This window comes from Bacillus sp. CHD6a (assembly GCF_001293645.1).
Taxonomy (GTDB): Bacteria; Bacillota; Bacilli; order Bacillales; family Bacillaceae_I; genus Sutcliffiella_A.
In genome coordinates this window covers 16,339-32,690 of sequence record NZ_LBMD01000017.1, presented here as the reverse complement: position 1 = coordinate 32,690, position 16,352 = coordinate 16,339, and the positions used below count along the sequence as shown (strand labels likewise).

The 16,352-nt window shown below is 42.3% G+C and carries 16 protein-coding genes; 6 read left to right on the top strand and 10 right to left on the bottom strand.

Annotated features, from left to right (window positions below; translation table 11 throughout):
• Nucleotides 1-6: 6 nt before the first annotated feature.
• Both AAV98_RS13645 and AAV98_RS13640 read right to left on the bottom strand, forming a co-directional pair.
• Nucleotides 7-1,332, bottom strand: a complete 1,326-nt coding sequence (locus AAV98_RS13645) for a hemolysin family protein (protein ID WP_060666183.1) — start codon at nucleotides 1,330-1,332, stop codon at nucleotides 7-9.
• A gap of 661 nt (nucleotides 1,333-1,993) precedes the next feature.
• Entirely contained in the window at nucleotides 1,994-2,761 is a 768-nt protein-coding gene (locus AAV98_RS13640; protein WP_060666111.1) for a MerR family transcriptional regulator, read from the bottom strand.
• A gap of 262 nt (nucleotides 2,762-3,023) precedes the next feature.
• On the opposite strand from AAV98_RS13640, the gene AAV98_RS13635 reads away from it, so the two are divergent.
• Nucleotides 3,024-4,583: a glycoside hydrolase family 10 protein gene (locus AAV98_RS13635; RefSeq protein WP_060666110.1), complete on the top strand. Its 1,560-nt coding sequence runs from the start codon at nucleotides 3,024-3,026 to the stop codon at nucleotides 4,581-4,583.
• Between the two features lie 58 nt (nucleotides 4,584-4,641).
• Here the strand turns inward: AAV98_RS13635 and AAV98_RS13630 are convergent, their stop codons facing one another.
• A complete protein-coding gene (locus tag AAV98_RS13630) occupies nucleotides 4,642-4,956 on the bottom strand; it encodes a YbjQ family protein (RefSeq protein ID WP_060666109.1) in 315 nt (104 codons plus the stop codon).
• Nucleotides 4,937-5,143, bottom strand: coding sequence for a hypothetical protein (locus tag AAV98_RS13625; protein ID WP_060666108.1), 207 nt, complete (start codon nucleotides 5,141-5,143; stop codon nucleotides 4,937-4,939). The genes AAV98_RS13630 and AAV98_RS13625 overlap by 20 nt, the downstream gene beginning before the upstream one ends.
• Nucleotides 5,144-5,293: 150 nt before the next feature.
• Here AAV98_RS13625 and AAV98_RS13620 point away from each other — a divergent pair, with 150 nt between their 5' ends.
• Complete coding sequence (locus AAV98_RS13620; protein ID WP_082380895.1) at nucleotides 5,294-5,947, top strand: spore coat protein; 654 nt, start codon at nucleotides 5,294-5,296, stop codon at nucleotides 5,945-5,947.
• A gap of 61 nt (nucleotides 5,948-6,008) precedes the next feature.
• Here AAV98_RS13620 and AAV98_RS13615 read toward each other — a convergent pair whose 3' ends face one another.
• From AAV98_RS13615 to AAV98_RS13600, 4 genes are all read right to left on the bottom strand, one after another.
• The gene (locus AAV98_RS13615; protein ID WP_060666107.1) at nucleotides 6,009-6,512 is read right to left on the bottom strand and encodes a peroxiredoxin family protein; all 504 of its coding nucleotides are present in this window, start codon (nucleotides 6,510-6,512) and stop codon (nucleotides 6,009-6,011) included.
• A gap of 21 nt (nucleotides 6,513-6,533) precedes the next feature.
• Nucleotides 6,534-7,199, bottom strand: a complete 666-nt coding sequence (locus tag AAV98_RS13610; RefSeq protein ID WP_060666181.1) for a haloacid dehalogenase type II — start codon at nucleotides 7,197-7,199, stop codon at nucleotides 6,534-6,536.
• A 121-nt stretch (nucleotides 7,200-7,320) separates the two neighbouring features.
• Nucleotides 7,321-8,145, bottom strand: a complete 825-nt coding sequence (locus tag AAV98_RS13605; RefSeq protein ID WP_060666106.1) for a DUF2935 domain-containing protein — start codon at nucleotides 8,143-8,145, stop codon at nucleotides 7,321-7,323.
• A gap of 99 nt (nucleotides 8,146-8,244) precedes the next feature.
• Nucleotides 8,245-8,922 (bottom strand): YdeI/OmpD-associated family protein, encoded by a 678-nt coding sequence (locus tag AAV98_RS13600; protein ID WP_060666105.1) that lies wholly within the window; start codon nucleotides 8,920-8,922, stop codon nucleotides 8,245-8,247.
• 208 nt (nucleotides 8,923-9,130) lie between these two features.
• Between AAV98_RS13600 and AAV98_RS13595 the strand changes: the two genes are divergently transcribed.
• Nucleotides 9,131-10,843, top strand: coding sequence for a glutamine--tRNA ligase/YqeY domain fusion protein (locus AAV98_RS13595; protein ID WP_060666104.1), 1,713 nt, complete (start codon nucleotides 9,131-9,133; stop codon nucleotides 10,841-10,843).
• 296 nt (nucleotides 10,844-11,139) lie between these two features.
• Here AAV98_RS13595 and AAV98_RS13585 read toward each other — a convergent pair whose 3' ends face one another.
• Together AAV98_RS13585 and AAV98_RS13580 are read right to left on the bottom strand one after the other, a co-directional pair.
• On the bottom strand, nucleotides 11,140-11,337 hold the full coding sequence (locus AAV98_RS13585; protein WP_060666102.1) for a hypothetical protein: 198 nt from the start codon (nucleotides 11,335-11,337) through the stop codon (nucleotides 11,140-11,142).
• Nucleotides 11,338-11,464: 127 nt separating this feature from the next.
• Nucleotides 11,465-12,175, bottom strand: a complete 711-nt coding sequence (locus AAV98_RS13580; RefSeq protein ID WP_060666101.1) for a YwaF family protein — start codon at nucleotides 12,173-12,175, stop codon at nucleotides 11,465-11,467.
• Nucleotides 12,176-12,461: 286 nt separating this feature from the next.
• Here AAV98_RS13580 and AAV98_RS20290 point away from each other — a divergent pair, with 286 nt between their 5' ends.
• From AAV98_RS20290 to katG, 3 genes are all read left to right on the top strand, one after another.
• Entirely contained in the window at nucleotides 12,462-12,644 is a 183-nt protein-coding gene (locus AAV98_RS20290; protein WP_156317774.1) for a hypothetical protein, read from the top strand.
• A 98-nt stretch (nucleotides 12,645-12,742) separates the two neighbouring features.
• Nucleotides 12,743-13,789, top strand: a complete 1,047-nt coding sequence (locus AAV98_RS13575; protein ID WP_060666100.1) for an NAD(P)/FAD-dependent oxidoreductase — start codon at nucleotides 12,743-12,745, stop codon at nucleotides 13,787-13,789.
• Between the two features lie 328 nt (nucleotides 13,790-14,117).
• Nucleotides 14,118-16,301, top strand: a complete 2,184-nt coding sequence (gene katG / locus AAV98_RS13570; RefSeq protein WP_060666099.1) for a catalase/peroxidase HPI — start codon at nucleotides 14,118-14,120, stop codon at nucleotides 16,299-16,301.
• Nucleotides 16,302-16,352: the final 51 nt, after the last annotated feature.

Sequence of the window (16,352 nt, the reverse complement as noted above, 5' to 3'; positions counted from 1 at the left end):
CTACATTTAAGATTGATGCTGGTTGGATAATGCGTTCAATCGGAGTCCCACTTGCTTTACCTGGTGATTGTCCATTTCGAGCACTGTCCAAATGTTTTCACCATGCTTAATGTGTTCCTCTTCATCTTCTTCAAGATCCTGTAACATTACTTGCATCCAGCCACCGATCGTATCGATATCATCCTTCTCATCAAATGATACCCCGAACCGTTGCTCAATATCTGTCAACAAGACAAGGCCATTAATATGATAAAGGTCTGTTTCCATTTCTTGAATATCCGGTACTTCATCTTCATCAAATTCATCACGGATTTCCCCGACGATTTCTTCTAGGATATCTTCCATCGTGATAATCCCGGCCGTACCACCGTACTCGTCTATGACGAGTGCGATATGAACACGTTCTTCCTGCATCTTTAATAAGGCATCTTGCAGGGAGGTCACTTCATGAATTAATGGAAGCTCGTGAAGGAAGTCTTTCATCTCACCTGCTCTACCGGCAGCGAAGTTTGTCAACATTTCCTTTACGTTCACGAACCCGAGAATATTATCTTTGTCTCCATCCTCAGTAACAGGATAGCGAGTGTACTGGTGTTCATCCAATACGCTGATAATTTCTTCTCTGGACATGCTATTAGATAAAGTGACGATTTGCACACGCGGAATCATAATGTCCCGTGCGACTCTTTCGTCAAAAGTGAATATGTTTTCCATGTAGGATAGTTCTGTTTGATTAATTTCTCCACTTTCAAAACTTTGCGTCATAATGATTTTGAGCTCTTCTTCCGAGTGGGCCTGCTCATGACTTGCAGGCTGTACCCCAAACATGCGAAGCAACACACGCGCTGAACCGTTTAATGCCCAGATTAACGGGTACATCAGCTTACCAAACCAATATAAAGGTCTCGCAATAAGCAATGTCATCTTTTCTGCAAACTGAATCGCAAGTGTCTTCGGTGCAAGTTCCCCGACTACTACGTGTAAGAACGTTACAAGCGAAAAAGCGACCGCAAACGAAACAACAGTAGAAACGGACGCAGGTACTCCTAAGCTATCGAATAAAGGATACAGAAGTCTTTCCACAGTCGGTTTTCCTAACCAACCAAGACCTAATGCTGTAACCGTAATACCGAGTTGACATGCGGACAAGTAATAATCCAGATCTGCAATAAGCTTTTTGGCTACTACCGCAGTCTTGTTGCCTTCTGCAATCAATTGATCCACTCGGGACATACGCACCTTTACCACTGCAAACTCCGACCCAACGAAGAACGCTGTTAAACCTATTAACAAAGCCACTAAAAGTAAGTTCATGATTAATATACTGTCAATATCCAATTGTTTCCCTCAAAAAAAGGGATTCACCTCCGAAAATTTCCACTTTTATTTTTTCTACCTTTACCTTTAACTATTCCACCTAATTTTAGATTAGAACTCTCCCCCTATCCAGATATAAAAAACCCTCCGCCAAAAACTGGCAGAGGTTTTATTTGTAAAGTTATATAACCTATACCTTAGTGGCAAAGGTCTCGCAAACAACATCAAACAATGTTGCCAGTTAAGCCGGTGACTTATTTCATCACGTATTGACGACATAACTGTCAGCTACTCCCCTTTGGAGTATTATAAGCTCTATAAATAAGAGCGATAGTTTAAACTCATAAACTATCAAGGGAAATTCTATTATAGTTTCACTCGAAAGTCAATATTTGTAGATTAGTAGAAAATTCCCTACCCCATTAAATGGGGGAGGGACTGGTGACAAATCATTTATTTCATTGGTTATAACTTTAACGGTTGATCTCCTTTACAAGAGCTTCGCTTTCCGCGGGCAGTCCGGAAGCCTCCTCGGGCTGCGCCCTGCGGGGTCTCCCATGTCCTTTCCTCCCGCTGGAGTCTGCGCTCCTTTCACTCCAATCAACCTGGTAACTGTTATACACATAGACTTGGTCGACACATCCCAACTTTTTTAAAAGGAGTTAGGAATTTTGCATTACTGCTTTGACATTCCTGTGTAGATATAGATGGCATCTCGCAGAAATTCAGCAGTACCGGGTTGTTCTTTATCATAAAAAGCTGTAAATCGCTCATCATCCACATACATCTGAGCAAGCCCAGCATGTGCTTCCTTAGAGTAGGAATCCCAGTACAGCCCTAACCACTGACGGTGCAAGTCTGCTGCTTTTTGTGCAAGCTCTCCAGCAGGGTCTCCGGTTTGAAATGCTTTGCTTAAAACCTGGAGAACTTCTTCTCCCAGCTTTTCTCCTTGTTCGTACTGATTCTTTGACATGCCTTTCAGCTTGGCATTTGATTGATCAATCGTTTCATTGCCGTATTTCCCTCTAATTTCTTTTCCATATTTCTCTTCGTTTTCATTTATTATGTTCTGCTTGAATGCTTCAAACTTTTCTTTATTCGTCATGGTAATGCTCCCTTCTTTCGCAGCTAGTGTCCGGTCTACACTTTTAATGAGACCCTCCAGCCGCTTTTGCTTTGTCAGAAGTTTGTCACGGTGTTCTTTAAGTGCTTCCACTTCATTAAAAGATGGAGCGTTGATGATTTTTTGGATGCTATCAAGGTCCATTTCGAGCTCCCGGTAAAAGAGGATTTGCTGAAGCTTATCCACTTCCTCCTGCCCGTAGATTCGATATCCTGAAGCACTCATTCTCGCCGGCTTGAGAATTCCGATTTCATCATAATAGCGCAGCGTCCTGCCTGTCACTCCAGCCATTTTTGCTAATTTCTGTACCGTGTATTCCACCTCTCATCACCTCCTGACCCATTCAGTGTACACCTTACCGTAGCGTAAAGGTAAATAGGTTTTTCAAAAAAATAAGCCTAATGTACCACTAAACATTTTAGAATATTCTGTTATTTACTACTTTGGTCTTATATCCCATATTTGTCATCACTTTTATAATAAAAACAGAAATAATATTTCAATTTTTCTGTTAACTATTGAAATATTGTTTCAACAAATGTAAGCGTTTACTAAATTAAAAATGAGAAAGCGAGGGCTACTAATGAAATTTGGACAAGCATGTAAGTACATATTGATTACGGCATTATTATTTTCCTTCACTCTCCCTTTTTTCACTGGAAAAGGGAGTGCAGAAATGACGCTGCAACCCAAGCATGAGATGAGGGCTGCCTGGATTGCCACCGTTCAAAACATTGATGTGAAAGCAGGCATGAGCGAAGCAGATTATACCGCATGGGTACAACAGACACTTGATTTTCTAAAAGGGAAGAACTTTAACACCATCATTTATCAGGTGAAACCGACCGCAGATGCTTTTTATCCTTCCGACATTGATCCTTGGTCCAAATATGTTACTGGAGGGGCACAAGGAACAGATCCTGGATATGATCCGCTTCAAATCATGATTGATGAATCTCATGCGCGCGGCATCGAAGTGCATGCATGGGTGAACCCGTATCGTGTGACCATGCCTTTTGAAACATTAGAGAGCCTTTCAGAGGATAATGTTGCAAAAGAACATCCTGAGTGGGTTGTTAAATGTGGATATCAATACTATTTGAATCCTGGAATCCAGGGAGTGCAGGATTACCTGTTGTCTACTGTTCGGGAACTTGTGACGAACTATGACATTGAGGCCGTTCATATGGATGACTACTTTTATCCTTATCGCAGAGCTGGTGAGGAATTCCCGGATCAAGCACAATATGAAGCGGATCCGCGCGGTTTTGATAACATGGAGGATTGGAGACGCGACAATGTAAACAGCCTAGTGTCTGCCATTAATTCTACTATCAAAGAAACTAAAAGTTGGGTACAGTTTGGTATTTCCCCGTTTGGCGTGTGGAGAAATATTGACAAAGATCCGACAGGAAGTGAAACTCAAGCAGGACAGACAAACTATGATGATCTTTACGCCGATACAAGACAATGGATCAAAGACGGCAGCATCGACTATATCACCCCGCAAATCTATTGGTCCCGAGGCCTAGCAGTGGCCAACTATTCCATTCTACTTGACTGGTGGAGCAATGAGGTCCAAGAATATGCACATAACCATCCTGTGAATTTGTATATTGGGACAGCGGACTACAAGGTTGGAGACAACTTTGATCAAAACTGGTATGACCCATACGAACTTCCTGGACAAATTTTAGACAATCGCATGGATGATAATGCACTTGGACAAATGCACTTCTCCCTTAGACAAATCATCAAAAATAACCTTGGCTATGCTGACATCCTTACAAATGAAATTTATACGGAGCCTGCACTAGTTCCTGCTACCCCATGGAACGGAGAACAGCTACCCAAAAAGCCAAACAAGGTAAAAGCAAAGAAAGCAGACGGCAGCATCACTCTTACCATTGATGATAAAAAACAAACAGATGCAAGAAAGTATGTCATCTATCGCTTTGAAGGAAAGAAAGATGGGGATTACAACAACCCTGCTAATATCTTGGATGTTGTGTATGCAACAGAAGGTGTTACCACATATGTGGACAGCACCATCGAAGAAGGCAAGCTCTACACATATGGCGTGACTTCGGTTTCCAATACCGGTGTGGAAAGTAAAAAAGCAAATACTGTGAAAGTAAAATAAACAGCTTTAGAAAGCGCTTATTGGAAGTAACAGAACTTCCCAAGCGCTTTCTTTTTTTCTATTCCACCGTTACCGCCGTTCCGTACGCTATGATTTCAGAAGCATTCGCCATCACGCTCGAAGTCTCCAAACGAACACAAATGATGGCGTTCGCTCCTTTGCTCTTCGCATCCTCCACCATCCTTCCGATTGCTTTTTGCCGAGCCTCCTGCATCATTTCTGAGTATTCTTTAATCTCCCCACCGACAATAGTCTTTAATCCTGCCAAAAGATCCTTCCCAATATGCTTGGATTGGACCGTGCTTCCTTTGACAAATCCCTTCAGATCCACAATTTTTTTCCCGGGTATGAACTCAGTAGTCACTATAATCATTTTTGTCATCCTCCTCTTTTTCCTTGGCCCGCTCTACAATGAGCACAATGAAGAGTGCGATGATTGCAAGCAAGTAGAATAGGTAAAATAAAACCCCCAGCCACATGTTAACGATAAGTAAAACCACACCCACTACTTGTCCCAATACTGATACAAGCAACAGCACCTTCTTCAGCGTTTCCATCATCACTATCCCTCCACCGATAACTATTCATCATCCAGATTGAAACTCCTGTCCACTATGAAAAGTATATTTTCTCCCAATGCTTCTCATACATGATTAGGCTAATTTTGCTCATGATAAAAAAGAATGCCATTTTAAGGAGAGATGAAAACGATGCAAAACCAAAACCAACCTAACCAGCAAGGGCAGAATTCAATGCCGCCAAACATGAATATGAATATGCCCGGTTCACAAACGGCAAGCACAAATCACGGTGGGCACGAGCTTTATGATGCTCATGAAGTAATTGCTACAATTATTAATATGTTGGATCAATACCAAATGTATGAGCAGCATATCCAAGATCCGGTGTTAAAAGATATCCAGACACGCCAAACAACTTTTGTAACCCAAATGTATAATACGATAGTGGAGAGCTTCCGCACCGGCCAAAAGCCTTCCGTTTCCACTCAAGTTTATAAAATGACCCAAACACATGATGTGGTGTATGGCATTCAACCAACACAGCCGAAAAAACCAAACCAATCCGTGAGCGACCTTGCAGACAATGGCCTTTCCGCCTATATGCTCGGTCATACCAAAGGCTTGGCAACTCTGCTTGCCATGACGGCGCTTGAAATGACCAATCCGGTGTTGCGTCGTGTTGTTGCAGACAGCGTGCCAAACTTTATTGAAATGAGCTATGAAATATTCTTGTACCAAAATAAACATCAATACTACCAAGTGCCACAGCTAGCTATGCAGGATATGAATACGATGCTGCAAAGCTATGTGACAGTTCCAAATCAAGGGCAAATGCCACACTAACATAAAAAAACCGGCTCTTGGCAATGTTATGCAAGAGTCGGTTTTCCTATTAGAAGCAAGTCTATTTAAGATTTTTTCCAATATATTTCACGATTTTTCTAAGTTCAGATACAGATGGTCTGCCAAATGGACTTGTCTGCCTTTGTTGATAGAGTAGTTTTCCCTTTTCATCTACAAGGAAGTAAGCTGGTTCCCCGTGAACTCCATGGTCTTCATATGGAGCATCTTCTCCGTGATAATAAACACCATATGCCTCTAAAGCTTCAAGCTTCGGGTCTGAAAGAACAGGCATAGTCAAATCATATTCCGATACCATTTCCTTCAGTTTGTCTGCTTCTTCTGTAGAAATGGCCAGCACATGTACCTTTTTGTCCTCAAAATATCCTTTGCTTTCCTCTAACTCTTTCAATTCATCTTGACAGACTGGACACCATGATCCACGGAAAAATACAATCAAATGCCATGCCTCATGCTCCTTTTGGTGGGCGTCAAACGAGAAAGTTTCTCCTGTTGTTTGAGTAAGTTTAAATTCAGGTGCTTTGTCTTTTAATTTAAGATATCCCATATTCGTTTCCTCCTATTATTTTCAATTTAGAATGCCATCTAGTGCATCCACTGTGTAATCTGGTGCTAATCCCAATTCTTCTTGCGGCAAATGGTTTCGGTTAATCCAAGCAGTATGAAAACCAAAATTTTTGGCTCCGCTAATATCCCACCCATTGGAAGACATGAAAAGGACTTCTTCCCTTTTCACACCTAACACTTTCAGGATACTTGTATAGGAAGCAGGTGTAGGTTTATATTGCTTGATATCATCCACACTGATGATGTGATCGAAATAGTTCCTCAATCCTGCTTGTTCCACCAAAGGCTCCAGCATGTCACGAGATCCGTTGGAGAAGACCGCCAGAACCTTCCCTTTCTCTTTAAGCGTGCTTAAAACATGCTGCACTTCCTCATAGGCACGCAGAGAAATATATTGTTCTAAGAGAGAATCCACTTCTATTTTAGAATAAGAAATGGACAGTTGATTGAGAGCATATTTCAGAGAATCCTCCGTTACGTCGGAGAACTTTTCATAATTCCCCATTAGTTGACGAAGGAACGAGTACTCCAATTGTTTTCTCCTCCATATTTCACTGATTTCCGTCCCTCTCCCGTCAAACAATTCATCCGCTTTTTCTTTTACAGAATGAACATCAAATAAGGTTCCATACACGTCAAATACGTAAGTTGTAATAGTAGAGGACAATCCTGACACATCCTTTAACATGTTCTCTTTTTAAATTTCCCCTCTTATGGGGAATGTAAACTATTTTATCTACTTAAAAAAACACACCACCTGGTAGTGTGTTTTCTCGTTACTATTACGTTTATTTCCTGACCGTAGGCTTTGTCAGCTTACATGCCGGAAAATGGATAGATGGTGCATAATAAGACAGCTTTCTCATGAAGTAACATGACTCCGGAAAATGATGTTCAAGAAATCGCAACGTGCTTTGATTGATGAGTTCATCGTTCAAATACAGCTCCAGCACTTCAGCCACCAGATTATTAAACTTCACCACTTCGACCGATACTTCTTTTGCAAATCGCATCTGGGCAGGGAAACCGGGTTCTGCAAAATGGAGATAGCCTTCTATCATGTCGTTCTTCACAATAAACTGCGAGAACTTTCCTTTAACATGATTAGCCCTTTCAATTAACGCAAATTCCACGCCGTCTAACACCCTCAATAATAGGGAAGCGTGCCCTAACTGATCATCTAGCCACATGCTTAACAGTTCAACCAGCGTTAACGCAGGATAGTCTTCCCCCTGAACATAGCTTTCTAAGATCCTCAAGTATTCCCTATTTTCCAAAAGCGTCCCGTTCAAATAGGTTGGAGTCAAATTTAAATTAACTTGATTGAAAAGTCTTAGATTCAATAAATTTCCTTCAAACAAGTAATACTTGTAAGCCACTTCATTTGCCATTTCAGAAAGCATGATCATTGGTCTTGAATCCACAGGTGCGTCTCTTGGAACCTTCTTCAGCTCCCGCTCCACTTTCGCAAAAGTCTCAACAAATGTTTCCGCCTGTTTGACCCAATTCTTTTCTTCTGATGATAGATAATCTCTAATAAAATAGGCATGGTCCTTTAAGATGCCCAGCCAGAATTCATGCTCTTCCCATGGAGTAATAGGTTCATAGCTCATTCTGTCCCCTCCTCATAATACAACTTATTTAATAGGAGAGGCTTTCATGATAAGGAAAAGCGCAGCCTCATCGAAATAAGCTGCGCCATATCTTATCTATTATTTTTTACTTCTTCTATATAGATCCATTGATTTATGTCCTTCGTCAATAATTGCGACCATTTCGTGCAGCCTTTTTTCCTGTGTCTCCGCCCTTTTGGCACTATAGACATAACGCGCCCAATCCTTTTGGTAGCCGTATGTCAGATCGTTATATTTTGCTAATACCGCGTCATTATTTTTCAAGAAGCTCTTAATGTCTTCAATGTGTACGATGTAGTCATCCACACATTGACTCTTGGCGCTCATTTGTTTGGTTGCTTTCTTAGGGGTGGATTTTAGCCCCACAACCGTGAAAATCTCGTTCAAACTGACCATTCTCGAGAATTTAAGAGTACTGTTTGGCAAGTACTTTTCTTCATCCAGATTTAGATCTGCATAAAAGCTGTCCCGCTCAATATATTCTGGATAAACTTTGTTACCTTTTTTCGGATAGGCGACATACATGTAGCCGTTATGAGAAAGTAGCTGCTTTTCCTTTACCGTTTGGACGTAATTATGGAAGTCATCCATCGAGAACATAAACAAGAATATCAGGTCATACTTGTCCTTTTCAATGGCAGTGTCGAATTCCAACCCTTTAAACTCTGCCGCGACATCTTTAGGCATATTTAAAAATAAACGGTTCTCATATTTTTGCAGATTCAGTTTATCAATAATGGTTTTTTCGGCATTCACTTTTTATCCATCCCCCTTTGCCTCATAGGCAATTCTTTTCTACTATTATAACAAATTTGGACATGGTCAAAACGTGTTTAGAAAAGTTTGATGTTCCTTTTGCGCTTGCCATTTGTTGTGTTACAATATTGACTATCATAAATGTGGGGAAAACTGCTGAAATGGCCCGCTATCCCCCGGCATTCTTATATAAGGAAGGTTGAAAAACTTGGAACATAACCCAGCAAACTCGAATTTTATTCGAAATATCATAAAAGAGGACTTGGAATCCGGCAAACGCAACCATGTCATCACTCGCTTCCCTCCAGAGCCTAACGGTTACCTACATATCGGACACGCAAAGTCCATTGTCATCAACTTTGACCTTGCAGACGAGTTCAACGGAAAAACGAATCTGCGCTTTGACGACACCAACCCTTTAAAAGAAGACGTTGAATATGTTAACTCCATTAAGGAAGACGTAAAATGGCTTGGCTATGATTGGGACGGACTATTCTTTGCCTCTGATTACTTTGAAGAGATGTACAATCGCGCAGTTCTTTTAATAAAAAAGGGCAAAGCGTATGTGGATGATCTTTCTGCTGATGAAATCCGCGCTTACCGTGGTACGTTAAAAGAGCCTGGAAAAGACAGTCCGTACCGTGACCGCTCGGCGGAAGAGAACCTGGACTTATTCGAGCGCATGCGCAATGGCGAATTTGGCAACGGGGAAAAAGTGCTTCGTGCAAAAATTGACAATAAGTCACCGAACATTAACCTACGAGACCCGGTCATCTATCGTATTTCTCATGCAACCCACCATAATACAGGAGACAAGTGGTGCATCTACCCAATGTATGCCTTCGCCCACCCTATCGAGGATGCGCTGGAAGATGTGACGCACTCTATTTGTACGATTGAATTTGAAGATCAACGTCCATTATACAACTGGGTAGTGGAAGAAACGGAAATGGCTGGAACGCCACAGCAAATCGAGTTTGGCCGTTTAAACATCACCAATGCCGTGATGAGTAAGCGTAAGCTGCGCAAACTTGTGGAAGAAGGCATTGTTGACGGATGGGACGACCCTCGTATGCCGACGATTTCCGGACTTCGCCGTAAAGGGTACACGCCAGAGGCAATCCGCGCATTCGTTCGTGAAACAGGTGTATCCAAAGGATCCGGATATGTTGACTCGCAAATGCTCGATCACTTTGTGCGTGAAGATTTGAAGTTGAAGTCCCCTCGTACAATGGGTGTTGTTCGTCCATTGAAAGTGGTCATCACTAATTATCCTGAAGGACAAGTGGAAATGCTGGATGCGGAAATCAACCCGGAAAATCCGGAAATGGGAACAAGACAGATCCCATTCTCCCGCGAAATCTATATCGAGCAAGAAGATTTCATGGAAGATCCACCGAAAAAATACTTCCGCCTCTTCCCTGGTAATGAGGTTCGCCTGAAGCATGCTTACTTCATTAAGTGTGAGGATTTTATTAAGGATGAGGACGGCAATGTGGTAGAGATCCATTGTACGTACGACCCAGAAACGAAGAGTGGCACTGGCTTTACAGGCCGTAAAGTAAAAGGTACCTTGCACTGGGTGGAAGCAACGCAAGCAGTTCCAGCTGAGTTCCGTTTGTTCGAACCTCTGTTATTGGACGAGGAGCCAGAAGAGGAAGTCGAGACAGAGGTGGCAAATGTTGCTGGGACGGAAGAGGAATCGGTGGAAGTTGTCGAAAAATCCTTCCTTGACCAAGTGAATCCGAATTCCATGAAAGTGTTACATGGTTTTGTAGAGGAAAACATGAAGGGTGTGGCGCCGCAGGAGAAATTCCAATTCTTCCGTCACGGCTACTTTAATGTGGATCCAAAACATACAACTGCAGATAAGCTTGTGTTTAATGAAATAGTGTCGTTGAAGAGTTCGTTTAAGTTATAAGAGGTTTGAAGGAGTGGCCCCCGTTTTGGTTGAACGGGGGTTTTTGTGTTGGGAGAATTGTTGAGGGGGACGAAGAGCCTAGGTTGTTTTGAGGGGGACGGTAGGTCGCTTGGCGGTGCGACTTGTGTCGGACGGTGTCGAATGGCCTTTATATTGTGGCAAATGGACAATATATTGAGAGATTGGACAATAAAATTTAAAAGTGGACAATATAATCCCCACTCTCGCAACGTCCCCCACCCAATCCCCAAAAAATCCTCCACGTTCCTAAAAAACGGGAGGAAAATTACCTTATTTTAAACAAACCATCTTAGATAAACAAAAAATCCAGCTATAATGACAACAAACAATGCAGCATAAATGAAACTAAGTCGTCTCACGTTCCCTTTTGTTTCCTCACGGTATTTTTTATCCCCGCTTCCCGCTACTTGGATTGTCACAAAAAATCCTCCAACTAAAATAATGATGCTGAGTATTCCTAACGCTACCATCATAGTCTCTCTCTCCATTCAAAGAATTCTATCTAACATGAAAGTAGCGTATTTTGACAGCTTTTTCAATGAAATGTGCTTATTGACATCTATCCCCTCCGCCAGTTCCTCCGCCCTGAACGAAGATACCTCACCCCGCTATCCTCCCCTCCCTACGTATCAACCTCGCCATCGGAATATATGTGAGAAAGAAGATGAGGAGGGCGGCCAACTCCAAGTTGATATAATACCAGAACCCTGATCCAAAGAAAGATAGGATGGTTTTTGATTCCGTTGGATTTGCTAAATAGAAGAAATTTGTACCTAGGAACATATTGATGAAAAAGATAGGAGTCGCCAAGATGTTTAAAGCTACGAAGCTTCTGATGACGGCCTTGTATGGGACTCGGTATCCTTCGTAGAAAATAAAATATAACACTGCCAACGGAATTGCGGAATGATGTAGGAAATATTTAAGGAATCGGTAGTGTGGAAATTGGTAGACCATCTCAGGCGTAACCATACTTAAGATTGGCGGAAAAACTCCAATGAAAAAAAGTAAGTGGAAAAGTTTTTCGTTGGATTTGAGAAAAAGGTACATGGCGATAAAGGTGCTAACAGAGCAAAGCTGAATGGGCAGGTCTTCCACTCCCCATTGGTTGGTAGACAGCACCCAAATCTGATGGGAGATCTCGCATGTTATTAAGATAATGAATAATGTCCACTTCATTTTCTTCTGATGCGGCTTCAGGTCTCTCCTGAAATGAACTAACATAAAGCAAATGCCTACAAACACGAAAAAAGTAAGGATATGTTCAATAGAAAACAATTCAAAAGACTGCATGGCGGTAACGGAAAACATTGTATGTCCCCCTTCCTGATGCGCTTGTAAGTATTTTATTCTTTGAAAGTAACGGATAAGACTGTTGAGAGGAAATTTTTGGGGAGGAATGAAAGGGTATGGTGGGTTACCGTCGCGCGAAGGGTATCGGTCCGTGTCGAATGGCCTTTATTTGACGCTAACTGGACAATAAAAGATTCCATATTCAGCAGGAACTCAGCACCCCCGTAACGGAATATAGTGATGAAATTGATGAAAAGGAGACCCGTATAATCTTAAGACATGTGTTGCATGCGGGCATAAAGAAATGGATCCATTATCGCGCACAGTTAAAGACTACTCTTTGCTGGGGCTTGGCAACACCATCTCTAACAAACAGTTCAGAGAGTTTGTCTGTATCCCTTCTATAAGTAGTGCTTCTAAATCTCTTCCTACTTTAAATCTCCCACATAAAGGCATCAACAAAGGCCAGATCTACTATATAGAATAATCGTCATCCTATCCTTATTGCATAAACTAGTAAAATAGTTATATACTTAATTGAGAATGATAATCAATTTTATTTAACTTGTAGAGGGAGTGACTGGTTTGAACACGGATGTTTTGGATGTGACGATTATTGGCGGAGGTCCAGCTGGGCTTTACTCTGCTTTTTATAGCGGTCTTAGAGAAATGAAAACGAAACTGATAGAGTATCAGCCACAATTGGGTGGAAAAATTCATGTATATCCTGAAAAGATGATTTGGGATGTTGGCGGATTGACGCCTGTTCCAGGTGCTACGTTAATGGAACAACTGGTGGAACAGGGGCTAACATTTAATCCGGAGGTTGTTTTAAATAGAAAGGTAGTTTCCATTTCAAGAAAGGAAGAAGGTCTCTTTATCCTTGAGGATTCCCTTGGAGAACGGCATTATTCTAAAACGGTTATTGTCGCGGTAGGAGGAGGCATTCTCCATCCACAAAAACTAGATATTGAGGGTGCGGATCGGTTTGAAGTAACAAATTTAAACTATACGGTAAAATCCTTAAAGCATTTTAAAGATAAAACCATTATTATTTCTGGCGGTGGGAATTCGGCAATTGATTGGGCAAACGAGCTGGAGCCAATTGCCAAGCAGGTGTATGTCATATATCGTAAAGAAGCATTGTCCGCACATGAGGCCCAGGTATCTCAGCTCTTAAACAGTTCTGCGGCATGCTTTTTCCAATCCTCGATTACTAAGCTTATCGCAAATTCCAACCATGAAGTTATTGAACGAGTGGAGCTAACGAATCATCAAACAGGTGAGGTGTCTTATTTAGCCATTGATGAAATTATCATCAGTCATGGGTATGAAAGAGACGGAGCATTAATAGAAAATAGCGATCTTCCTATTGAAATGGTAGACACCTATTATATTAATGGCAATGCAAACAGCGAAACGACCGTACCCGGCCTTTATGCTGCAGGCGATATATTAAAGCATGATGGAAAATTGCATCTTATAGCAGGTGCATTCCAGGATGCTGCAAATGCAGTTAACAAAGCAAAGCAATATATTCAGCCACAGGCAAATAGTTATGCCATGGTATCCTCTCATAATGAAATCTTTAAAAACAGAAACAAAAAACTCATAAAACAATTGGTAACATAAATTCGCTGCCAGCTTGTCCTCTCTACTAGTAGGGGGACTTTTTATTTAAGACAAACACTTCCCCATGCACGTTCCTATTTCCTTTTTCATCGGATAAATAATTGGAAAAATGTTCATACTATCTTTTCGTAAACTAGTTGAAAAGAAGCGGCTAATTCTTTACTTTGGTAAAAGTTATTGAAATTTCCGCATATTTCTTTTTATTTGCCTGATTATTTATTATAATTACAATGTAAGAATTGATGTTGTCTCATTTCGTGGTTTCGTACGTTGTAGGGCAAGTTAAAATGCTATTTACTCTTCTCAAAACAGAAAGGGGAAAAGATGTATGGACAATGAGAACGTTGGAAAGTGCCCGTTTACAGGGAAAAGTTCCGAAAAGCCTGTTGTAGTAACAAAGAACAAAGACTGGTGGCCAAATCAACTTGATTTACATGTGCTTCACCAGCACGACATGAAGACAAACCCACTTGGGGAAGATTTTAATTATGCAGAAGAATTTCAAAAGATTGATTATGCAAGTTTAAAAGAAGACTTACATAATCTTATGACAGACAGCCAGGACTGGTGGCCAGCGGACTATGGACATTACGGGCCCTTCTTTATTCGTATGTCCTGGCATGCTGCAGGTACATACCGCCAAGCAGATGGACGCGGAGGCGGCGGAAGCGGATCGCAGCGTTTTGCACCATTAAACAGCTGGCCTGATAATGGAAACCTGGACAAGGCACGCCGTCTGCTTTGGCCGATTAAAAAGAAATACGGCAACAAGCTCTCATGGGCAGACTTGCTTGTTTTTACAGGAAATGTGGCGATTGAATCCATGGGTGGAAAGACAATTGGATTCGGTGGCGGCCGTGAAGATATTTGGCAGCCTGAGGAAGATGTAAACTGGGGTCCTGAAAAGGAATGGCTTGGTGACAACCGTTATTCCGGCGAACGTGACTTGGAGAACCCGCTTGCTGCCGTGCAAATGGGACTAATTTATGTGAATCCAGAAGGTCCTAATGGTGAGCCAGATCCGTTGAAAAGTGCCTTTGATATTCGTGATACCTTCAAACGGATGGGAATGAATGATGAGGAAACCGTAGCATTGACTGCCGGCGGTCATACTTTCGGAAAAGCACATGGTGCAGGGGACCCATCTCATGTGACAGAAGAACCAGAAGGAGCAGGCCTTGAGCACCAAGGATTTGGTTGGAAGAGTTCTCATGAAACTGGCCACGGCGCATTCACCATCACAAGTGGCATTGAAGGTGCTTGGACCCCAACTCCAACTAAATGGGATATGAGCTATTTTGATTTGCTGTTTGGGTATGAGTGGGAGCTGACAAAAAGTCCAGCTGGCGCCTACCAATGGGCACCTATCGATCCCGATGAAGCGCATTTAGCTCCAGACGCTCACGATCCGTCCAAAAAAGTAAAAACAATGATGACGACTGCGGACATGGCGATGCGCATGGACCCTGAATACGAAAAGATCTCTCGCCGCTTCCATCAGAACCCGGATGAGTTTGCCGATGCCTTTGCACGCGCATGGTTTAAGCTGCTTCACCGTGACATGGGGCCACGCGACAGATACTTAGGACCAGAAGTGCCAGAAGAAGAATTTATTTGGCAGGATCCCATTCCAAAGGTGGACTACACATTAACGGATGCGGAGATTGAAGATCTTAAAGCTAAACTATTGAATTGTGGTCTTTCTGTCAGCGAGCTTGTGAAAACAGCTTGGGCTTCTGCAAGCACCTACCGTCATTCGGATAGACGTGGTGGCGCAAATGGTGCCCGTGTTCGCCTCTCCCCTCAAAACGACTGGGAAGCAAACGAGCCAGAGCAGCTTGCAAAAGCGCTGAACGTGTTAGAAGACTTGCAACAAAGCTTGGATAAAAAAGTTAGCCTTGCCGACCTTATCGTCCTCGGAGGAAGTGCAGCCGTTGAGAAAGCTGCCAAGGATGCCGGCTTTGATGTAAATGTTCCATTCACGCCAGGTCGTGGTGATGCCACACAGGACCAAACAGATGAAGAGAACTTCGAAGTGCTCGAGCCTGTATCGGATGCATTCCGTAACTACCATAAGAAGGAATACTCTTTGAAACCGGAAGAGTTCATGGTGGACAAAGCTCAACTTATGGACCTTTCTGCAAAAGAATTGACCGTCCTTCTTGGAGGCATGCGTGTTCTTGGTGCCAACCACGGCGACACGAAGCACGGCGTCTTTACTGAGCGAGTAGGTACGCTCACCAATGACTTCTTTGTGACCTTGCTTGATATGGGGGTCGAATGGAAGCCAGTAGAGGGAGAAGGTTACTACGAAGCGCGTGACCGTCAAACAGGCGAGCTCATCCGTACTGCTACAAGAGTAGACCTTGTCTTTGGTTCCCACTCTGTTCTTCGTGCCCTTGTCGAAGTGTACGCACAAGACGACAGCCAAGAAAAGTTTGTAAATGACTTTGTGGCTGCATGGGTGAAAGTAATGGATGCAGATCGCTATGATGTGAAAGTGAAAAAATAAGACGAAAAATCCGGATGGAGGTTGATCTCTTCATCCGGATTTTATTATATT